Raw genomic sequence first — 21,843 nt, forward strand, 5'->3', positions numbered from 1 at the left:
TGGGCTTGTTGGCGCGGCAAGTTTAACCTGTTAAGAAATGATTTTGTCGCGCAATTTGTCTGCTGCGCGCTCTAAATAGGTAATGACTTTGTCTTTGTCGTAATTGCGAATCTTGTCTAGGTCTAGGTGCATAGAAAAGCCTTCAGAGTTGTGCTCAAAATAGCTTTGCTGTTTGCCTAAATCTTTGCGGAAGTCGGCCACTTCATACACTTTTATTGCGTGGCTGAAACCTTTGGCCGATATTTCGCCTTTGTCTCTACACATTACTACATCTTTAATTAGCGCCCAGGTTTCGTGCGAAACTAAAATTTCACCAGGCGAGGCCGCAGACTCTAAACGGCTAGCAAGGTTTACGTGGGTACCAAGTACGGTGTAGTCCATATAGTGGTTGGTGCCAAACGACCCAACGGTGCAGTACCCCGTATTGATGCCCATACGTATTTGTAACGGCTTTTTAATACCTTGGTTGTACCACTTGGTTTGCAGCTCTTTCATTTTGCGGCGCATTTCAATAGACATAGCGACACAGCGCAAGCAGTCTGTTTTTACGCCAGCACTTTCATTATCGCCGAATACAATCATTACCCCATCGCCCATAAACTTATCGATGGTGCCCTTGTGCTTGGTGGCGATTTTGGTCATTTCGGTGAGGTAGGTGTTAAGAATATCGGTAAGCGTTTCTGCTTCCAGCTCTTCAGAAAGTGCGCTAAACCCCATAATGTCGGAGAAAAATACCGTAACGCGCTTGCGCTCGGTACTTAGGTCTTTCTCTCTGCCTTCGTTTACGGCTTTCCAAACCGTTGGCGTTAAATAGCGAGCGAGTTTGTAGGTGCGTAACTTGTAGAGCGTTTGTTCGTTAACAAGCTTTTTGTTGCTTAATTCGAGTTTGTGAATACGGTTGTGCGCATACAGAGCGTAAGCGCAAAAATAAGTAAATATGCCAATTAGGCTAACGGCGCTAATTTCGAGTTTATCGGAGAAAACCAGCTGAGGTTCGCGAATTAAAAAGGTAAACCCCACGCCCACAAAAAATGCCACATTATCGATTGCCCATTTTTTAACCCCGCCATTAATTAGGCTGTTAAATTGGATCATCGTGATAAATAAAATGGTGGGCAGAATGTTAAAGCCCGAAAAGCTAACCACCAAGCCTATAACGGCCGCGTCCATGGTCATTACGCGATCAAATAAAGTGGCGGCGCGCGGGCCATGCGAGATTTGTTTAAGCCATAAGTAGCTGCCAAGTGCATAACTTAGTACAGACATGGCAACTAAAGATTCAATTACAAATAAAGAAGACCAAGATACATTAACCAGCAAGGTGCCTGCTGCTGCGCAGCAAATCAGTGCGCGAATATCGTTCTGGCGCAGGGAGTATTCAATATTGGGGTCTGCTTGTTTGGAGTCGCTCATGCCGCTACCTAGTTATAATTCTCATCAGCAATACATTCATTCGATTCGACTCCCTTCGAATAAAGATACAATATCTTGGCGGCATACGTGTTATTTGTACAGTCCAAATTAAGGGTTAATGACTAGATAATTACTCTTGTAGCTTTAGATCGAGAAATTTTTCTTCTAAATCTGCATACATTGCCTGCAAGTCTGCGAGCTCTTTTTTAAGTGCGGTACTATCTTCACCGCTTTTTTCCGCTGGGCGTTTTGCCATTTCGTCGGCTTTTTGGCGCAGCTTGCGGTTATCTGTTTTTAATTTAAACAATTGGTCGCGCATTTGCTCATTTTGTGCACGGGTTTCAATAAGCTCCATTTTTAGCTCGCCGACTTTACCTAGCTTGCTGGTGAGCTGTTCTATTTCCTTGTTGGCGTTTTGCAGTTCGTCTTCCATTAGTTGAATGCAGGTTTCAGATTCTTGTGCAAAGCGTATTTGGCGGTTTAGCTCAACCTGCAGCTCTTCTACAACTTCGGCTCGCTCCTCGTCGCTAGACATATCGCGCAATTTCTTTTGCAAGCCAGTGATAATTTTATGCTGATCTGCTGCTACCGCACGCAAGTGCCTTATCTCTCCAGAGGAGTCTTCGCCACGTTTAGCCGGAGGAACATCAATCCCGGTCTCTATCATGGATGATATTGCATCGTACGAAGAGTGGTAAGCCGCTAAGGAGCTTTCAAAAGCCTCGGTATCCGATACCTCCGATGCCATCTCCGAGAGCCGGTTAAAGTGAGTCTGCGCGGTGGTTTTACAGTCTTTGAGTGTGGCTTCTAGCTCGTTATATAGCTGTTTAAATTTCTCTAGGTTGTTGATACGTTTTTTAGCTGTAGTGAGCTCGCTGTTAAGCGCATCTATTTCTTCTTGCCCGCCTGTTTCTTCGCTGGGGGTGCTGTAATCATCATAAAAACTAAAAATGGCCTCGTAGCGCTTATTGAGGGTGTCCCAGTTGGGCAGGTTGTTGGGGGTGTTTGCGCTAGACTCTTTTTCTGCAAGCAGTATTGCGTGCCGTAAAGCCGCCGCTCTGCGTGGTAGCGGAATAGTTGGGTCGATATCTAAGCTAATATCTTGGCTGGGTTTTTGGTCTTCGTGATACTCCTTGGTGAAGTTTAGCTGCTTTTCAATATGTGTCGCGTAGGTGATTGTAGGGGCTGTTGGGACTGGCTCTTTTTTAAGTGCTCGCGCGACTTTTAAGTCTTCGACGATTTGCTCTAATCTAGCCTGCAGCTTAGAAACCAATTTGCGCAGCGCACGATTCTTGATTAGCAACACTATGCTAATAACCAAAAATAACAAGGCAATCTCAGCTGCGGCTAGAATCGCAACATTTGATGTGAGCATGCGTTGTAACCCTTACGTGATCGGCGCAGAAGGCCTGTTTAGTTATAACTAATAGTATTAGAAGAGTATGGTGCAAATAATATGCAAATGCGAATATCAGGCCAAAAAAATCAGGTAATTAACCCACCAAAAGGCGATTTTGCCCCCAAATAAACACTTAATCTGCAACTAGCCCTCTTTAAACGTTGCGTTTGAAACGCTGTTTGTGTAGAGTTTGCCGCCTTCGAAACGAGTGGATTTATCCTGTTTTGAAGCGATCTATACGGTGAGGTGTCCGAGTGGCCGAGCCGAAGCTTTGCGGAGACAACGCCCGCAGGGCGATAACGAGCACGCAGGCGTGCGGACTTTGAGTGCAGTACTGACTTGAAGTTAAACGCGATATACAAAATTGGTGAGGTGTCCGAGTGGCCGAGCCGAAGCTTTGCGGAGACAACGCCCGCAGGGCGATAACGAGCACGCAGGCGTGCGGACTTTGAGTGCAGTACTGGCTTGAAGTTAAACGCGATATACAAAACTGGTGAGGTGTCCGAGTGGCCGAAGGAGCACGCCTGGAAAGTGTGTAAGGCGCAAGTCTTCGAGGGTTCAAATCCCTCCCTCACCGCCAATTTCAAGTGTACCTTCCTGTGTACGCCGGCCAGCCTGGCAGTATAGTGCTGCGGGGCTTGGTTATCTCCTTGAACGTCCTCTAGTGTTTTCTCATTTATTTAGCTTTTATTGCTTCTCTATTTAGCTCCATTTATACCTGCTACAGCTATTTATTTTTCTCTAGGTTTAATTCAGGTGCGCCTATTATTTCTTTCTTGATAGGGGCCTGGGTTATTTATTTAGAATACGTTTGCCAACTTTATTTGAAGCACCTTTAAGCAAAAAAGCCCCAGCTATACAGCTAGGGCTTTATAGGTAGCGCTCAATCGAAGGAGCAATTTTGGGTGTTTACGCTTGTATGTATTTAGTTGCTAAGCGTGAACTTATCTAGGTTCCACTGCCAGTTGTTGCTGCCAGCGCCGTGTAAACGAACTTGGTGGGTGCCTGCGCTTAGGTAAACGCTGCCTCCGTTTAAGGGTTGGAAGTTATCCCAACCTTGGTTTGGTACGGCGGTAACGGTTTTACTGGCCCAGCTTCCGTTTTCGTTAACCAAAAACTCTATGCTACCACCTGTTACGCCACTGCCAGCTTGATAGCTAATGGTGTAGTTACCCGCTTGGGCAACAGCAATGGTGTAGTCGGCATAATCGCCTTGGTTTACGTAGTTAATGGCAGTGTTGCCGTTAACGGTGTAAACGCTAACAGGTTGAGCTTGACCATCGCTAAAGGTGCCGCCCACCGCGTTAAAGTTTTCGGCTTCAACCGCTATGCTGGCTGTACTGGGTGGATTGGTGCCTGTATCCGCATCCGTTTGGGTAAAGCGAAGTTCGTCGCCGTTCCACTGCCAAGCGCTACCGCCGGAGCTTTGTACGCGAATAGTATGATTGCCTGCGCTTGCGATATAAATCGAGCTGGGCAAGCTAAAGGTGTTGTATATCTCCCAAGCTCCGGTGCTGCTAACAGGTATGGTGCCTGCGTAACTGCTGTCTACCAAAATATCTGCACCCAGCCCAGATGTAACCGGCGAGGCTGCAATTAGGTTTACGGTGTAATTACCGGCAGCGGGGAAGTTCACCGTGTAGTCTGCCCAATCCCCTAAGGTGTTGTAGTTGATGTTGTTCGCGCCGCTGGGGTTGAAGCCTGTGAAAGTGTCGCCTGCAACTGCAGAGCCTTCTTTACCTGTGGCAGAGAAGTTGGCCATTTCTACCACTACAGTATCGCCACTGCCACCATTACCTGGGGTGCCGCCATTGCCTGGGTCGCCGCCACCATTGTTGCTTGCCACGGGTTTGTAGAATCGCACCCAGTCAATTAAGAATTGATTGCGACTCGAGTCGGCTAGCTCTGCGTCGGTGGGTGGGGCAGTACCTTGTTCGTCGCGCCAAGGCTGATGCTCTGCATCGAAAATAACTTGCATGGGTTTACTTAGGCCTGTGCCGTTGGTGTAACCGTACGGGTCAATCATTTCTGGGCCGCTTACAGTGCGCACTAATTCGCCATTCACGTAATACTCCAGTGTCCATGGGTCTATCCAATAAACACCTATACGGAAAAATTGGTCGCGCCAAGTGCCGCCATCGGGGTTGGGGTACCAGCTGCCTGCATCTTTCGGTTGGTAGTCTTGAAATGGCTGGCGGATAAAAACGTGATGGCTTAAGTGTAGGCGTTCGTCAAACCACGTTTCTGTTGCACGGTCGCTGCCGTAAGACTCCAGCACATCAATCTCTTCGGTGGAATCTGAGCTTAGTAGCCAAAATGCGTTGGCGAGGGTGAGGTTTGTAATTTTGGTGCGCGCTTCCAAATACAATGGGTAGGTAAAACTTTCATTGGAGTGAATTGCTCCAGTGTAAATTTGAGTAGTACCTGGCTTGCGAGTGGCCTTAATAATAAGGTGGCCGCCTTCTACCGAAGCATTGGGGCCGTAAAACTCGGTTTGCCCCGGGCCGAGCCAAGCATTGATAAAGCCTTCGCTCCAGCGGCTATAGAAGGTGGTGCTTTTGCCGTTAGCTGGGGCCGCATAGTTGAAATCGTCAGAAAGGGACTGTAGCTCCCAGGTGTTGCCATTCCCTGGGTCCGCTGGGACAGGAATTCCGTCCCAATCTGCAGCCATAAGAGGGGTACTGAAGAAGAGCGCAGCTAGGGCGCATTTGGTGGTTTTCATGGATAGCTCCTTACTCTCCGCAGGCGCAACCCTTTTATAGGGGTGGCTTTGGGGAGTGCATTATTGTTATTCGTTTGAATAGCATACTGTTAATTGTTGACAATGCAAGGGCTAAATATTAGTGTCGTGTCTGGTTGCACACTAGTTGGCGTTTCAGATTGTTTTATGGCCAGCCAATCGCGGTTGTTCTATCCACGCTGTGGTCATTCGCTTTTAGCTAGTGTCTCGTTTAGCCATCAGACATAAGAATCAGAATAAAATGAAAATTTTTTCAGTTAAGAAAATGCTGGCCTGTGTTTTTATCGCCACTTTAATTAATGCTTGTGCGGATAAAGACGAGCCGCAAGCGATAGCTTCCCAGCCTAGTGCCGAAGAGGGCGCCCTCGACAATGTGCTATTAGCAAACATGTTATGGGATTTTGATTCGGGTGACGTTACGTCTGCAATCCAAACCGAAAATACTACTGTGAAGATTGTGCCCAATTCTTCTGGGCGGGCTTTGGAGGTAGAGCTACAAACTAAAGCGCATTACTCTGCCAACTTAACCTTTGCCGCCGATGCGCCTTGGGACTGGAGCGGGCTAGGGAACTTTGCATTCGCTTTGGATATTGCTAACCCCAAACCAACATCCGTTTATTTGCATGTGGTTGCTACAGACAGCCATGGAAAAGAACGTAAACGTGCCATTGCAATCCCAGGAAATTCCAGTGGTACTTATTATTATGAGCTAAAGGGGCCAGACGACGGTGTAGAAACCGGTATTCGCTCGAACCCGCCAAGTTGGAACAGTGACTATCAGAATATGATTTATCGCTGGGGCGATAAGCAGTTGGATGTTAGCTCACTGAAAAGCATCGCATTTACAGTAACCGGCGTACTTGAAAATAAAACACTTATCCTCGACAACGTACGTTTAATTCAGCCTAAATCGATCGATGAAAACTACTTTAAAGGGCTGGTGGATGAGTTCGGTCAAAACGATAAATTAGAATTTGTTAACAAGGTTCAATCTGTTGAGCAATTGCGTAAGTTATCGGAAGAAGAGCAAGCACAGTTGCGAACAACACCACTTGATGGCCGCTCCATATTTGGTGGATGGGCAGAGGGGCCGAAGCTTGAAGCGACAGGGTTTTTTCGTACGCAAAAAGTTAACGGCAAATGGGCGTTGGTTGATCCGAGTGGTTACTTATTTTTCTCTACCGGTATTGCTAATGTTCGCTTAGCAAACACTTCTACTATAACTGGCTACGATTTCGATCAGTCTAAAATCCCTCAGCGTCAACCTGGTGATTTAACGCCTGAAGATTCTCTAGGGCTTAACCGTGCGCCGGATGCAGCCCTACCTACAAGGCATATAAGTTCGCCGCTGCGAGCTGAAATGTTCACTTGGTTACCTCAATATGACGAGCCGCTAGGGCTTAACTTTGGCTACCGACGCGAAGTGCATACAGGGGCCATTGAGCGGGGGGAGACGTTTAGCTTTTATCGCGCAAACCTACAGCGAAAATACGGCATAAGTGACGAAGCGGCATTGATGGAAAAATGGCGAGAAACCACCGTGAATCGTATGCTCTCTTGGGGGTTCACCTCTTTTGGTAATTGGATTGACCCCGCTTATTATCAAATGGACCGTATTCCGTACTTTGCGAATGGTTGGATTATTGGAAATTTTAAAACAGTAAGCAGTGGCAATGATTATTGGAGCCCGTTGCCAGATCCATTTGACCCGCTATTTAAAGAGCGGGCGTATATTATAGCAGAACAAATTGGCCGTGAGGTTAAAAATAATCCTTGGTGTGTGGGTGTTTTTATCGATAACGAAAAAAGTTGGGGACAAGAAGGGGCAGTGCAAACGCAGTACGGTCTTGTGATTAACACCCTTAGTCGCGCAGCTGAAGATAGCCCAACCAAAGCGCAGTTTGTAATGCTTATGCAGCAAAAATATGGGGCTATTACCGAACTAAATCGCGCTTGGAATGTTGAGCTAAACAGTTGGCAAGAATTTGCTAATGGTGTTGTTCTAACCCAATTTAGCGATGCTGTGGTTGCCGACCTCTCTGTTATGTTGGAGCACTACGCCGGCCAATATTTTAAAATTGTACGCGAAGCAGTTAAGCATTATTTACCAAACCATATGTACCTTGGCGCTCGCTTTGCAGATTGGGGCATGACACCGGAAATACGTCGTTCGGCTGCGAAATATGCCGATGTTGTAAGTTACAACTATTACAAAGAAGGCGTAAGTAATAAATTCTGGCACTTCTTAGAAGAGTTAGATAAGCCCAGTATTATAGGGGAATTCCATAACGGTGCGTTGGATTCTGGTTTGCTAAACCCCGGTGTAGTCCACGCAAGCTCTCAAGCTGATCGCGGTAAAAAATATGCTGAGTATATGAACAGCGTGATAGATAATCCGTATTTTGTTGGAGCCCATTGGTTTCAGTATATCGATTCGCCACTTACCGGTCGCGCTTACGATGGTGAGAACTACAATGTTGGTTTTGTAAGTATTACGGATATACCTTACACCTCGCTTGTGGACGCTGCGCGAGAAGTAAATAAAGCACTATATAGTCGACGTTTTGGCGAGTAATAGCTGCTTATTTACGCAGTGTTAGGCGTTGCATGGGGTGGGGTGATGTTATATGCGGTGAATTTCTATGAAATTTATGCGTATCACAACCGCATACAACTACCGTATGCAATTACCTCAACCCCATCGCTATTTTTTATCAAACGCAGGCCGAGCAATAAGTTTGCTTGGCCTATTGTAAAGGCAAAAACCGTTTAGCTATAAGTCTAAACCTCAACCTGTTGTGTCGCGCATACAGCTGATACATAAAAAATAATTGTTTATAAAGCGGTTGCTTTTTCTGTGCCGGAACGGATTTACCCCATGGACTTAAGAATTACCTCATATTTTTTAATTTTAGCTCTATTTTCTAGTGTGGGCTTTGCTATGCCTGCTGATAAAAACAGTGATGCTAGCTTGCAAACTATCGCCCCCAGCCGTGAGTATAATTTTAATTTCGGTTGGTTATTTAAGTTGGGAGACAACCCCACATACAGTGAAGCCACTTATGACGACAGCGGTTGGCGAAATTTGCGCTTGCCGCACGACTGGAGTATTGAGCATGATTTTGACCCAACGCTGGATGGTGCAACAGCGTATTTACCTGGGGGAATTGGTTGGTACCGAAAGTATTTTGTAACGCCGCAAAACAAAAGCTCTAAACGTTTTTATATATTGTTTGATGGTATCTACAACCACTCTACAGTTTGGTTAAACGGTAAAAAAATAGGAGGGCGCATCAACGGTTATACGCCTTTTTATTTCGACATAACCGAGCAGCTTGCAACGGCGGGTAGCGAAAATGTATTGGCTGTGCGAGTGGACCGCAGTCGCTATATAGATAGCCGTTGGTATCCCGGTGCGGGGATATACCGCAATGTAACCATGGTTGCTGTCGATCCGTTACACATTCCTATTTGGGGCGTGTATGTGCAAACCCCCGTGGCAACTAAAGAGCGCGCCGAGGTGGCGTTGGCTATTGAGATAAATAACAAAAGGGCAGCACCGGCTGAGTTTGTTATAGAAACAAAAATATTAGATGCTAACGCGAAAGAGGTGGGGCGAGCGCAGTCAACTGAGACGATACCAGCGGGTGAAGCAGGTGTATTCCAAAAAAATATTGCGTTTAACTCACCAAGATTGTGGAGCCCCGAACAGCCAGCACTCTACACCGCTAGAATCACTATTCGGCAGGGTGAGCACATAGTTGATAGGCTAGACACGCGATTTGGAGTGAGGGATATTTATTTTGACCCTAAAACGGGTTTTTATTTAAACGGTGTTAATACGGCAATAAAAGGGGTGAACTTGCACCATGATGCTGGCGCCGTTGGGGTTGCCGTACCGAAAGATGTATGGCGTCGTCGTTTGGAGAGCCTAAAACGTGCAGGTACAAATGCAATTCGAACTGCACACAACCCTGCCTCTGAAGAGTTTTTAAACCTATGCGATGAAATGGGCTTTTTAGTGCAGGCCGAAATCTTTGACGAGTGGGACAACCCTAAAGATAAGCGCTTAAATCAATGGGAGCGGCACAGCGACAGAATTAGTCGGGGCTACGCCGACTACTTTCAACAAGAAGCCGAAGAAGACCTCAAATTAGCCGTAAAGCGCGATCGCAATCACCCTTCCATTTTTATGTGGAGCATCGGTAACGAAATAGAGTGGACGTACCCGCGCTATAAAGAGGCAACCGGCTATTTTGATATGAACGCATCCGGTAATTATTTTTACAACCCACCTTTTATTAGCGAGCAAGAAATTAAAGGTCGATTTCATAAAAGTGAGCCGGGGCAGTACGTATTGGCGAAAACGGCAGCTAAGTTAGCTAGCTGGGTAAAAGAATTGGATACTACTCGCCCGGTTACGGCTAATTTAATTCTGCCGTCAGTAAGCCATATTTCTGGCTACACCAATGCGTTGGATGTTGTTGGCTACAGTTATAGACGAGTTATTTATGACTACGGCCACGAGCGATACCCAGATAAGCCGATAATGGGAACCGAAAACGTAGTGCAGTGGCACGAGTGGAAGGCGGTGATAGAGCGAGAATTTATTTCTGGCACTTTTTTATGGACGGGTGTGGACTACCTTGGCGAGGCTCATGGCGCTTGGCCAAGAAAGGCCGTGCGCAGTGGGATGCTAGATTTAGCCGGTTTTGAAACCCCTGCTTACAGCCTGTACCGAACTTTGTGGAGTGACGAACCATATATAGCTATAACAACCCAAACTGAAGATAAATCGTTATATAAGCGTGACGGTAAACAAAAGGTAGTCGAGAAAACACCTGGCGATTGGCAATATCGTGTGTGGGGCTGGCAGGATGTGAATCGCCATTGGAACTACAACAAAAATGAGTTAGTTATCGTTGAGGTGCTTAGCAATTGCCCCTCGGTTGAACTGTTTTTAGGCGGCCGTTCTCTGGGAGTGCAATCGTTAGCAGATAACCCAGATAGAATTTTAAAGTGGGCTGTGCCTTTTTCTGCTGGTGCATTAACTGCCAAGGGAGTAGGGGAGTGTTCTATCTTGGCAAAAATAGAAACGGCAGGGAACCCTGTCGCTGTTTCGCATACCATTGATCACAAAAAGCTACCGCTAGATGGCGAAAGCGTAGCGCACGTAGAAGTGCAATTGGTCGATAAAAAAGGCAGGCCAGTTAGCCATCAAGATGTAGTTATCGAATTCGAGCTTGCAGATGAATTAGAGTTGCTTGGCACAGATAACGGTCGTACATCTAGAATGGAGCGCTATAAAAGCACAAGGCTGCGAACAAGTGAAGGTAAGGCATTACTTATTGTGCGCGCTAAAGCCAGCGCGACTACACCGCCACTAGGCGCTGCGGCAATAAAGACTATTGACCTTGAAAAAGCTGTAAGCACAAAAATAATGGGATCTGTGCAGTAAATGGTTTACACGGCTAGTGCCTGCGAGCTGGGCGTGCCGCACTTGCATTCATACTGGGTTAACGTAAAACCCAATGGATAAGCTCTTGCTCTTGAAGGTATTGCTCTGCGGCTTTACCTTCTAGCATGGCAAGGGTTGCTAGTGCGCCAGCCGAAAGGCAGCTTTGGTGCACAACGGTAACCGATAAAGGCGCATGTGCTATTGGGCGGGCGGTTTTAGGGTTAAGAATATGGCCAAAGCGTTTGCCGCCCGAAGTGAAAAAGCGTTTGGTGGTACCGCTGGTGGCTACGCCGCCTTCCAGTAATGTTACGGTGTTGTTTGTTGCATCGGCTGGCGAGTTGATTGATTCAACTGCAATGGTCCAAGGGGATTCCGCCGAGCCTTTGCAGTAGCAGTCGCCGCCAAAATTTACGAGATACTCGCCGTCAAAAAAACCCTGTATAACTTGTGCAGCCTTGTCTACCGCATACTCTTTACCAATACCGCCAAAGTCGAGCTCCATGCCTTGGGGCAGGGTAAGCTGTGGCGCAGACCAATGTATTTTATTTAAACCAATATTGCTAAGTGCGGCGTCTAGTTGCGCTTGTGTGGGTGGTTGTTGCTCAGTGGTGTTAAACCGCCAAAGGTGGCGCAATGCCCCGCAGCTAATGTCGAACATGCCGTCGCTAATATCGTAAAGCGTAAGCGCATAGTTGAGCAGCTCGCAATATTCGGTGTCGAGCGTAATGGGAGTGTTTGGTGAATTATTAATGGTATGGAGCGCATTGCCGGTAATATAACGGCTGAAATGTTGTTCTATGCGTTTTGCTTCACGATAGGCTTGGGTGATGGTTTTTTGCGCGAAACTGGCTTCAGAGGTGCGAATGTGTATTTCGCACTCTGAAGCCATTAGCTTAAATAAGCCTACCCAAGCTTGTTGGTTGCGTAGAAATGTAATCGGCGTATCCGTCGAGCCCATTGCGATAGTTCCCGCATTGTTAAAACTCGTAGGATAGCGCCACCACCGTTGAATTAATACTGGGTAATACGTTTACGGTGTTTAAGTAGCCGCGTTTGTATTGGCTGTCTTCTTCTGGGTTTATGGTGTAGGTAGCCAATCGCACAGAAACAACATGCTTATTTTTCAAGTGGTAATCGAAGTTTACACCCAGCGTGTAGTTTGTGGTTGCAGCTAAGCGGTAATCTGCGCTTAGGTACATGGGGAGGTCGTCTGGATTGCTGTTTTCTTCGAAAACACTGTGCCTAAAAAAGTCCGCATCCGACTGTTTGTATATTCGAAATTGCGGCTCTATTTTAAAGCGCTTGCTTATTTCTATTTGATAGCCCGCCGCCAGTGTATGCGACGAAATGCCCCAGTCATCCCAGTAGTAGCGGTAGTTTACATCCAGTACTGTTGACTTGCTGGTGCTGTATTTGATTTTGCCGTAAACGCTTTGTTTAACGCGATGGTCGGGCCTAGCTTCGTAGATATTACTGGTGACTAAACCGTCGGTATCAATAATCGACACCATTTTTTGGGCGTCATTTTGATAACCGCTCGATTCGCCATAGCTGTAATTAAACTGTACTAGCGTATCTTTATTTACAACCTGAGTGGCCCCTGCTACCAAGCCCCACACGGTTTTGTTTTCGGTGGTGTTATCTTCGCTGGTAATACCGCCCACCAACCCGGTTGTGCTGGCGCCATTTGCACGCTGTGCTCGCCAGGCGGCCATAAACTCTTCTTCCGAGCTGAACTGGCCGCGATTTAATACCGTAGAGCGTGGTGTAACAACACCGCCATAGGGCGTTACGGCAGCATCTTCATAAGAGGCCGATAAAGAAAACTGCGTATTCTTTTTGTTAGCATTGCGCACAATACCAAAATTGATGCTACGCGAATCGTAGGTAGCCTCCGTAGAATAACGAGCACCAATATTAAAGGTGTATGCCTTGTTTAAAATAGTGCTTTTATCTATAGATATATCTTTACGCGGATGCCGAATAATTTCGTACCACGGTAATTCTTCTGCGTTTACTTGGTAATCTTCAGCGCCCGATGGGCTGGTAAACGTCTGCGCAGTAGGGCTTGGGGCAGCCCCGTTTTCTGATGGCCCAGATACAACATCGTAGCCCATTTTTAAAGTGACGATGCTCTTGTCGCTTTTGCCTTTTAATTTCAACAAGCCCTGATTGACGCTGATGCGGCCATCTTCAGAGTATGAAAGAACAGCAGCTTGAGTTGACCATTTATGGCCTAACACAACGCTTTTTTCAGCGCTGCTACTTTCTGTATTTGCCGTAGCAGCGGTACTTGCGAGTAGGGTGCATGTTGCAGCTGAAAGTAATTTAGTTAAATCTTTTTTCTTGCTGTGTTTTTTGTCGCGTTGCTTAAAATTAGAATCTAGTTGCATCCGCAGCCACCTCCACCCAAACCACTACCACCAGTAGATGATTCGCGCGCGTAGTAAATATGGTCGTCAAATGCGGATTGAAGTCGGGAGTGATCTAATTGCATGGACTCTTTAGCAATGGTGCCTTTTTGCCAAGGTTTAACGCCCATTTTTGAGCAGCCACTAGTAAAAACTGGCAGCATTAAAAACAATATGAGTATTATTCTTGTTCTTGTAATTTTCATAGTACATCTGTAATCGAAAATAGAGTCTGTGTTGGGGTATAGCGCTTAGGAACCCTAAGCGCTATAGGTGTTGCAGCTTCAAAGGTAATTAGCTACCAGCGAATTACTTATCTAACACCTTTTTAATGTCATTTTCGTAATCGCCTTTCTTATCTGCGAAGAAACCAACATGATGTTTAACAATGTTGCCATCTCGGTCTACAAGATAGGAGCTGGGCATGCCATCTACTTGATATTTTTCGGCTAGCACGCCTTCTGGGTCAAACATCACTTTAAAGTCTGCAGTGTTATTCTTTAAGAACGCTTCTGCAGTAGCTTTTTCTTCATCTAGATTGATAGCAATAATTTCAAGGTCAGGATACTGAGCTTTAATTTCATTCATCCAAGGGAAAGATTCTTGGCATGGCTCACACCAAGAAGCCCAAAAATCGATAAGCACTGGCTTACCTTTGTATTGCTCAAGCCCTGGAATAGGAGGAGCAGCTTCGCCCTGCATAGTGCCTTCGCTAAACGCTGTAGCACTTAATAGGGCGCTGGAAAGGCCAACGGAGAGGGCAAGTGTGCATTGTTTAATAAATGTTTTCATTTGCGATTCCTTGATAGTTAAGTGGCAATTAGTTTTTAGCTAGGCTTTCAACCGCTGCGGGCTGTGCTTGCTGAACAATTTGAATTACAGACTCTAAATGTGGAGCAAGTTCTTTCGCGTGAATTTCACTGCGAATATGGAAGTTGCTCATTTCGTTACCACTGTTATCGAAAAACAATAAGCTGGGTGGTCCGAATAGGTTGTAATGCTCTAGTAAAAGAGAATCGTCTGTAACGTCGGCTTTAATTAAATAGAAGTTATCTAATTGCGCGGCAACTGAAGGTGATGGGAATACTTCATGCTCCATTATTTTGCATGATACGCACCAGTCAGCGAAAAAGTCTAACAGCACTGGCTGGCCGTTTTCGCGAGCAATGGCTAGCTCTGCATCTAATTCTTCTAGGGTAGAAACCTTAACAAATTTTTCTTTTACAGAGGGTTGACCAGATTGCGCAACCACTGTTGTAGAGCCTAGGTTTTGTAATGGTTGTAATGGGTTAGTTGCGCCACTAGCTGCACCAATCCACATTAGTGTGCCGTACAGTACCGAGATAAAACCAACGGTTTTTCTGAATTGTCCCCAACCTTGCTGGCTGCTGAAATCCAAGCCGCCCATAAATACACCAGAGCCAAGAAGTAATGCGCCCCAAAGTGCAAGAGTAACTTGTGAAGGTAGGATGCGATCCAAGAACCAAATGGCAACAGCCAGTAGCATTACGCCGAAGAAAGCTTTTACGCCGTCCATCCAGCCGCCTGCACGAGGTATTAAGTGAGCGCCACCAGTACCGATTATAAGAAGCGGTGTACCCATACCCATACCTAGAGAGAAGAGTGCGGTACCGCCCATTAGTGCGCCACCTTGGGTGGTGCTGATGTAAACAAGTGCGCCAGCAAGTGGAGCAGATACACAAGGTGATACGATTAGGGCAGAAAGAATACCCATAATAAGCGTACCGATATAAGTGCCGCCCTGTTGCTTATTGTTTAAATTGTTAAGTTTGTTTTGAATGCCTGAAGGCAGTTGTAGCTCGTACAAACCAAACATAGAAAGCGAAAGCAATACAAACAAAATTGCAAAAGTGGTTATTACGTATGGGTTTTGTAGGTAAGCAATTACGTTGTTACCCGCCACACCTAAAATTACACCTAGTGTTGCGTAGGTAGTCGCCATACCAATTACGTAAGATAACGATAAGGCAAAGCTTTCTGTCTTTTTGAGTTCTTTTTTCTGGCCAACAATAATGCTAGACAAAATTGGAATCATTGGCAGTACGCAAGGGGTGAAGGTAAGTGCAAGACCGCCTAAAAAGAAAACGCCAATAATGGTTAAAATGGTGCCTTCTTTAAGCAGCGTGGTTAATCTGCTTTCTTCGGTTTGCACTACAGATGAGGCGCCTAAACCTGTTTGGCTTATTTCGCCGGCTGTTGCAATTGCGCTACCGCTAGTAGGTAGTGACGTAATGCTGTTGGCTGTGAATTCATAAGTTTTGCGTTTTGGCGCAAAGCATATGCCTTGCTCTGCACAACCCTGATACTTAACGCGAACGCTAAAGTCGCCCAGAGCAGAAGCGCCCACAGGCACTTCTAAAGTAACGTGTTTTTTATACACTTCTTGAGTGCCAAAATACTTGTCGTTTTTGGTTATGCCTTCAGGGAAGCTTACATTGCCTAGTTCGACAAAATCACCTGAGGCAACTTTAAATTCGAACTTGTTTTTGTACATGTAGTGGCCGTCAGCGATTTGCCAGCTGGCAACCAGTAGACCTTCTTCGGTTAATTCGATAGAGGGGATGAATGCCTCATCGGAACTGAGTTGCTGCGCTGCGTTACCATCAGCAGCAAATGCTGGCGATAGCAATGTCAAAAGCAGGCACGCTATTGTTGCTTGGGTTAGGCGTAGAATTGAAGTATACATCGTTGTTGCTCGCTCGTTTATCACGGGTTAATCATCAGAGTGTTAAGTAACAAAAGTCTGAACGCTGGTGGTGTTAGTTGGTTAAAATTTAGGTTACGTATTCCCGCGCGCTTTAACGTTCGCCGTGCCATTTCGCTGAGCAAGTGGTGCATGCTCAGGGTGGTTCGATAAACCAAACTAAATGTACCGTGAGTGCTCAAATCAATAGGCGGTAATTAGCTGCCTAAAAGAGATAAAACACGACCCAACTGTTGCGAATATGCACAGCGAGGCTTTGGCAGCCGAATAAGGCTGTCAGGTACGATTTGGATTAAGTACGTTTTAGCGCCGAGTGTTAATTAATCAGCGTGGATGATAATCTGGGTCATAGGTAATCCTCGAAACATGATTGATTAATACGTTTATTACTCCCGACTTGTATTCGCGGGATATAACATTTGCCGGCGGTTGTTAAGATTAATATTTTATAGTGCCGGCTTTGTCACTTTGGGTAAGTGTGACGTGCATCACGGTCCGTAGTGACTTTTTCGTTTTTGTTGTTTGCAAAAGGTAATGCTTCTGCAATTTTGTTATTACATTGTAAGTTCGTGATTCTAAAACGAAATATGTTATAGATCGGACTTGCATGTAATTTAAACAATATTTTAACTCTATGAAAATTACAACGCCTTTTGATGTCTTTTTGCGACGGACATTCAAAAATTCGTAGTGACATAGTCTACTTGATAATTAACTCGCAAATTTCACTGTCATTTCACCTGCAATGCTATTAACTGGTTGACACTAAGTGATAAAATTCGCCGTAGTTCGGACACGCCTATAGGTACTTTAAGTGGATTCTAAGGTGAGGCGGGCTGGAGTTTGTTCTTGGTTAAATTGGTTAAGTGGCGTCATGTTAATAGCAACCGGTAGGTAATTATTCTCGGGCCCGCTTTTCGAAAATAATAAAATACGCTTTGTGTACTAACAATTAGTAAAATTTTTGTTTTTAACAAAAAAGCAGTCAGCAAAATAGCTGGCAAAAAATATCATGTTTGTAAAAGACGCACCGTATCCACCGCCGAAAGGCAACTGTAAAAACTAACGTAGTCCAATAAGTGTAATTAGGTTTGAATCGCGGGAAAGTTGTACCCAAAAACTGTTCAGCATGCCTGACGTGTGCATAAGAAGTTACTTGCTGTCGTTTGAATGTTGTTATTTAGCACTTGTTGATTGTTAAGTTGTTACTGTTGTGTTCTTAGGTTTCCTTTGCGTCCGCCAAGCGTGTCAACGAAGGTCGGTACTGCTACTTACTTTGTCAATGTGAAAATATTGGCAACTAATCTTTGCACACCGAGCCGCGTTAATTTGTTTAATTATTGGGATGGGAAGCAGTTTTCTCACCTGTTATAAACCTAGCAAAGAGGTAATAACCGTGAAGCGAGCAGCAATAAACTTGGTGCTGATACCCGGGCTAGCCGTAAGTATGGGGACGTTGTCGTCTTCTGCTTTTGCACAAAGCACTTGTAGTGTGGACTATCGAGTAGAGTCCGACTGGGGTGCAGGGGCTACGCACAAAGTATTAGTTACTAACACTGGAGCCCCCATAAACGGGTGGCAAATGTCATGGACTTTTTCTGGCAACGAGCAAATCACTAACCTTTGGAATGGCATGTTCACCCAAAGCTCTCAAAGTGTGATTGTTGATAGTCTGTCGTGGAATGCCCAGCTAAATACCGGTGCCACCGCAGAAGTGGGGTTTAATATTAACTCTCCTTCAGGGCAGTTGCCGGATGTGTATTTGAACGGCGTAAATTGTAGTAACCCTGGTGAGCCAGAGCCAGAGCCAGAGCCAGAGCCAGAGCCAGAGCCAGAGCCAGAGCCAGAGCCAGAACCTGAGCCTGAGCCAGAACCTGAGCCAGAACCTGAGCCAGAACCTGAGCCAGAACCTGAGCCAGAGCCAGAGCCAGAGCCAGAATTGGCCTATTCATTAGATGCGACTGCATCTTTCTTAAACTTTGTTAGCTCAAAGAAAACTCACGTTCTTGAAACACACCGTTTTGACGTGCTTTCTGGCGGTATTAGTACTGCGGGTGAGGCACAACTTGTTATCGATCTTAACAGTGTGAACACAGGTATAGACGTGCGCAACGGACGTATGCGCGATTACCTGTTTGAGACTGCAACCTATTCTGTAGCAACCGTGACTGTGCCTGTAGATCTAGCCGCAGTAGCAGGTTTAGCCGTGGGCGAAGATATGCTGGTGGATGTATCCGCAACTTTGGATCTTCACGGTGTGCCAGGCGTTATCGATACGCAGCTAAATGTACAGCGCTTATCGGCAACTCGCATTATGGTTCAGAACCAATCTCCACTATTAATAAAGGCAGCCGATTATTCGCTTGAGGCGGGTATCGAGACATTGCGTAATCTCGCGAGCCTAAATGTTATTAGCACCACGGTGCCAGTGGATTTTGTTTTGTTCTACGAAGCGCCTTAAACCTAACGAAGCTTAAAGAGAATAAGTCATGAAAAAAATATTCAAGATTTCAGCGCTCTCGCTAGGTTTCTCAATTGCTGGCGCTGCATCTGCAGCTGATTTGTGCAATGTAACCTACGAAGCGGTAAATAGCTGGGGCTCCGGTGCCCAGCAAGCGGTAACCGTTGTAAATAACGGCCCTGCTTTAAATGCCTGGCAGTTAAGCTGGACATTTAACGGCAGCGAAAATATAGACAACCTATGGGATGGCGTGCTTTCGCAAACTGGTGCGAATGTTACCGTTAACAATGCTGGCTATAACGGCAGTGTTGGTACTGGCGGTCAATTTAGCTTCGGTTTTACCGTAAGCGGTTGGAGCGAAAACTTTCCCACAGAGTTTTACCTAAATGGTGAAGCGTGTAGTGGAGCTGTTGACCCTAATCCCAATCCTAACCCAGAGCCAACTGATGGCGCTGTGTGGGAGTTAAACTCAGCCGATTCAGTGTTTAGCTTTGTAACTGTTAAAAAAGAGCACGTTGCCGAAGTTCAAACGTTTACTGCCTACAACGCAACAGTTGATAGCGATGGCGTTGCAACGCTTGCTATAGACTTAAACAGTGCAGAAACGAACATTGATATACGCAACGAGCGCTTCCGCAATGTATTGTTTGAAACAGCTTTCCTTCCTACTCTGTACTACAGTGTTCAGCTAGATATGGCTTCACTGTCTGCATTGGCGGTTGGCGATGCTCAAACGCAAACGCTTGGTGGCACGCTAACACTACACGGTGTACAAGCAGTGGTTGAGGCTGAAGTGTTGGTTGTTAAAACTAGCGCTACCGACTTAACCGTATCAACGTCTAAGCCTATTTTAATTAAGGCTGCCGATTTTGATTTGGTAAGCGGTGTAGAGTCTTTGCGAGCCTTGGCTAGTCTTTCAAGTATTGGTCAGACGGTACCTGTTTACTTCCGTTTAGACTTCGATGCTGCAGACCCGCAAGTAACTAATGCGGTTGCTGTTCCTGCTACTCCTGCGGCGCCAACGTCTCTAACTGCAGACTTCACAGAAAGCAGTGGTATTGCCGCGTTGAACTGGAATGATGCAAGCAATAACGAAACCGAGTTTTTGGTTCGTCGTCGTGAAGCGTCAACCGGTTACTGGTCAAGACTGACCGAAGTTAACGCGAACAGTACTTTGTTAGATGATCTTCTGTTAGAAGAAGACACCTACGACTACAAAGTGATTGCATTGAACAACGGTGTGCCTTCTGCGCCATCGCCAGTTGCAACTGTTGTAGCTACTACCAACCCTAACCCAGAACCATTGACTGGCGAAGAGCACTATCAAGCTAAGTGCGCAAGCTGTCACGGTGATGACGCTAGCGGTGGTGTAGTTGGTGTTGCTTTGAATACTGAGCGCGATTTAACCGTTATGCTGAACACCATTGTTACTCGCATGCCTCCAGGCGAAGCGGATAACTGTGATCAAGAGTGTGCGGAAGCAATTGGTGGTTATATTCAAACTACTTTCTGGAACGGCGGTGAGCCAGAGCCAGAATTAGCTTGTGACACTGTTACTTACGGTGCTCGTCAGTTGAAGCTACTTACCAAAGCTGAGTATCAACGTTCTGTTGAAGACTTAGTTGGTATTGATTACAACGTAGCAAGCGGCTTAGCAGAAGATAACATTATTGGTTACTTCGTTAATAACACCACCAAAGTGGTTGTGCCAACGGTTTACGATCAGTATCTCACAGTAGCTGAAGAAATCGCGCAGTGGTCTGCTGACAGAAACTTTGCGGGTGCATTAACTTGTGGCACTAACTTTAACCAAACCTGTGCGAATCAGTTTGTTAACAACTTCGCTCCAAAAGTATTCCGACGCGCGCTTTCTAGCGATGAAGCTGCGGCTTACTTGGCGATTGCTAACGGCAGCGCTACCAACGGTGATGTTAAAGCGGGTATTCAACTTGCGATGGAAGGCTTGTTCTCTTCTCCGCAATTTGTATATAGACACGAGCTTGGTGAAGCCAATCCAAATAACAATGCTATCGACTCTGACGCGTTTGAATTAACGTCTTATGAAATGGCTACTTGGTTGTCTTACACTTATGCCGGTACCACACCAGATGCAATTGCTATGCAAAAAGCTGCAAACAATCAGTTGCGCACAGACGCGGAAATTCGCGCCGAAGCTCAACGTTTGTTAGAAGGTGCTGGTGCGAAGCAAAAAATGGGTGACTTCGTTGCTAGCTGGTTAGGTACTGACCACATTGCAAACGCACCTAAAGATGCTTCTGTATGGCCTGGTTTTGATGCGTTAATTCCGCATTTACAAACTGAAATACGCGAAATGTTCTCGTACGTAATGTTAGAGCCAACTGAAAGCTTTGCTTCGGTTTACAACGCTAACTATACCTTCGTGAACGGACCATTGGCGCAACACTACGGCATTAACGGTGTAAGCGGTAATGAATTCCAAAAAGTAACAACTACCGATCGCGGTGGCATTTTGGCGAACGGTGCGTTTATGGCGCGCTGGGGTGAAAGTGTAGAGTCTTCACCAATTCGTCGTTCTGTGCGCGTACGCCGTCGTATGCTTTGTCAGGATCAACCAGATCCCCCTGGCAACGTAAACATCGGTCGTGAAAACGCTGCAGACGAATTCCACGAGGCGTTGGCAGATCCTACTACGACTAACCGTGAGCGTTATGAGCTGTTAACATCAGGTGAAACTTGTGCTACTTGTCACCAAGAGTGGATTAACCCTCTCGGCTTTGGTATGGAAGATTTCACTGCGGTTGGTACGCGTCGTGTGACGGATCTAAATGGCAATACTATTGATGCAAGCGGTCAATTGTACGCGCCAGAAAACCTCAACGATAAAGACGTCTTTATTAACTTTAACGGTACTCAAGGTTTAGGTGCGTTACTGACTACCTTGCCAAGTGCGCAGTCTTGTTTGCCACAAAACTTGTTCCGTTATTCCGTGGGCGTTGGTGTAGAAGGGTTGGATGATAATCCAGAAGGCAACGAGCTAGTTCCTGCAGAACGGGATGGCTATGCCTGTGAAGTTAAAAACCTGACGAGCACTATGTTAGAGCAAAGTCCGCGAGCAATGCTGGAAGGCATGGGTTCCATGCAAGCGGTACGTTACCGCAAAGCGTGGGCGCGTTAATAAAACTCAGTGCTTTACCGAACGAGTTCGGTAAAGCACCTGCTTAGGTGATAACAAATCATTTAAGTCAGTGTGAATC

General features: G+C 46.0%; 12 protein-coding genes and 1 tRNA gene. 5 read left to right on the forward strand and 8 right to left on the reverse strand.

Annotated elements, in window-relative coordinates:
• Positions 1-30 precede the first annotated feature (30 nt).
• A complete protein-coding gene (locus SDE_RS06160; RefSeq protein WP_011467655.1) occupies positions 31-1,413 on the reverse strand; it encodes an adenylate/guanylate cyclase domain-containing protein in 1,383 nt (460 codons plus the stop codon).
• 130 nt (positions 1,414-1,543) lie between these two features.
• Positions 1,544-2,788, reverse strand: a complete 1,245-nt coding sequence (locus tag SDE_RS06165) for a hypothetical protein (RefSeq protein ID WP_011467656.1) — start codon at positions 2,786-2,788, stop codon at positions 1,544-1,546.
• A gap of 516 nt (positions 2,789-3,304) precedes the next feature.
• Here SDE_RS06165 and SDE_RS06170 point away from each other — a divergent pair.
• Positions 3,305-3,392: transfer RNA gene (locus tag SDE_RS06170), tRNA-Ser, on the forward strand.
• Between the two features lie 345 nt (positions 3,393-3,737).
• Here SDE_RS06170 and SDE_RS06175 read toward each other — a convergent pair.
• A complete protein-coding gene (locus SDE_RS06175; protein WP_011467657.1) occupies positions 3,738-5,534 on the reverse strand; it encodes a carbohydrate-binding protein in 1,797 nt (598 codons plus the stop codon).
• Positions 5,535-5,793: 259 nt separating this feature from the next.
• On the opposite strand from SDE_RS06175, the gene SDE_RS06180 reads away from it, so the two are divergent.
• Both SDE_RS06180 and SDE_RS06185 read left to right on the forward strand, forming a co-directional pair.
• Positions 5,794-8,127 carry a hypothetical protein gene (locus SDE_RS06180; RefSeq protein WP_011467658.1) on the forward strand — a complete coding sequence of 778 codons (2,334 nt, stop codon included), beginning with the start codon at positions 5,794-5,796 and terminating at the stop codon, positions 8,125-8,127.
• Positions 8,128-8,430: 303 nt separating this feature from the next.
• Positions 8,431-11,010: a glycoside hydrolase family 2 TIM barrel-domain containing protein gene (locus SDE_RS06185; protein ID WP_011467659.1), complete on the forward strand. Its 2,580-nt coding sequence runs from the start codon at positions 8,431-8,433 to the stop codon at positions 11,008-11,010.
• Between the two features lie 58 nt (positions 11,011-11,068).
• Here SDE_RS06185 and SDE_RS06190 read toward each other — a convergent pair whose 3' ends face one another.
• The 5 genes from SDE_RS06190 to dsbD form a co-directional block, all read right to left on the reverse strand.
• Complete coding sequence (locus tag SDE_RS06190) at positions 11,069-11,968, reverse strand: FAD:protein FMN transferase (protein WP_011467660.1); 900 nt, start codon at positions 11,966-11,968, stop codon at positions 11,069-11,071.
• A 19-nt stretch (positions 11,969-11,987) separates the two neighbouring features.
• On the reverse strand, positions 11,988-13,403 hold the full coding sequence (locus tag SDE_RS06195; protein ID WP_011467661.1) for a DUF3570 domain-containing protein: 1,416 nt from the start codon (positions 13,401-13,403) through the stop codon (positions 11,988-11,990).
• Complete coding sequence (locus SDE_RS06200) at positions 13,394-13,627, reverse strand: DUF4266 domain-containing protein (protein ID WP_083762952.1); 234 nt, start codon at positions 13,625-13,627, stop codon at positions 13,394-13,396. Before SDE_RS06200 ends, SDE_RS06195 begins: the two co-directional genes overlap by 10 nt.
• A gap of 103 nt (positions 13,628-13,730) precedes the next feature.
• Positions 13,731-14,213 carry a TlpA family protein disulfide reductase gene (locus tag SDE_RS06205; RefSeq protein WP_011467662.1) on the reverse strand — a complete coding sequence of 161 codons (483 nt, stop codon included), beginning with the start codon at positions 14,211-14,213 and terminating at the stop codon, positions 13,731-13,733.
• 28 nt (positions 14,214-14,241) lie between these two features.
• Complete coding sequence (gene dsbD / locus SDE_RS06210) at positions 14,242-16,077, reverse strand: protein-disulfide reductase DsbD (RefSeq protein WP_158303859.1); 1,836 nt, start codon at positions 16,075-16,077, stop codon at positions 14,242-14,244.
• A 1,465-nt stretch (positions 16,078-17,542) separates the two neighbouring features.
• Between dsbD and SDE_RS21205 the strand changes: the two genes are divergently transcribed.
• Together SDE_RS21205 and SDE_RS21210 are read left to right on the forward strand one after the other, a co-directional pair.
• The gene (locus tag SDE_RS21205; RefSeq protein WP_049762589.1) at positions 17,543-18,607 is read left to right on the forward strand and encodes a cellulose binding domain-containing protein; all 1,065 of its coding nucleotides are present in this window, start codon (positions 17,543-17,545) and stop codon (positions 18,605-18,607) included.
• A gap of 28 nt (positions 18,608-18,635) precedes the next feature.
• The gene (locus SDE_RS21210) at positions 18,636-21,764 is read left to right on the forward strand and encodes a DUF1592 domain-containing protein (protein ID WP_011467665.1); all 3,129 of its coding nucleotides are present in this window, start codon (positions 18,636-18,638) and stop codon (positions 21,762-21,764) included.
• Positions 21,765-21,843 lie beyond the last annotated feature (79 nt).

This window comes from Saccharophagus degradans 2-40 (genome assembly GCF_000013665.1).
Classification (GTDB): Bacteria; Pseudomonadota; Gammaproteobacteria; order Pseudomonadales; family Cellvibrionaceae; genus Saccharophagus; species Saccharophagus degradans.

Excerpts from the sequence above, each read along its gene's own strand:
- SDE_RS06160 (WP_011467655.1), bottom strand. The coding sequence starts at position 1,413 with ATGAGCGACTCCAAACAAGCAGACCCCAATATTGAATACTCCCTGCGC.
- SDE_RS06165 (WP_011467656.1), bottom strand. The coding sequence starts at position 2,788 with ATGCTCACATCAAATGTTGCGATTCTAGCCGCAGCTGAGATTGCCTTG.
- SDE_RS06175 (WP_011467657.1), bottom strand. The coding sequence starts at position 5,534 with ATGAAAACCACCAAATGCGCCCTAGCTGCGCTCTTCTTCAGTACCCCT.
- SDE_RS06180 (WP_011467658.1), top strand. The coding sequence starts at position 5,794 with ATGAAAATTTTTTCAGTTAAGAAAATGCTGGCCTGTGTTTTTATCGCC.
- SDE_RS06185 (WP_011467659.1), top strand. The coding sequence starts at position 8,431 with ATGGACTTAAGAATTACCTCATATTTTTTAATTTTAGCTCTATTTTCT.
- SDE_RS06190 (WP_011467660.1), bottom strand. The coding sequence starts at position 11,968 with ATGGGCTCGACGGATACGCCGATTACATTTCTACGCAACCAACAAGCT.
- SDE_RS06195 (WP_011467661.1), bottom strand. The coding sequence starts at position 13,403 with ATGCAACTAGATTCTAATTTTAAGCAACGCGACAAAAAACACAGCAAG.
- SDE_RS06200 (WP_083762952.1), bottom strand. The coding sequence starts at position 13,627 with ATGAAAATTACAAGAACAAGAATAATACTCATATTGTTTTTAATGCTG.
- SDE_RS06205 (WP_011467662.1), bottom strand. The coding sequence starts at position 14,213 with ATGAAAACATTTATTAAACAATGCACACTTGCCCTCTCCGTTGGCCTT.
- SDE_RS21210 (WP_011467665.1), top strand. The coding sequence starts at position 18,636 with ATGAAAAAAATATTCAAGATTTCAGCGCTCTCGCTAGGTTTCTCAATT.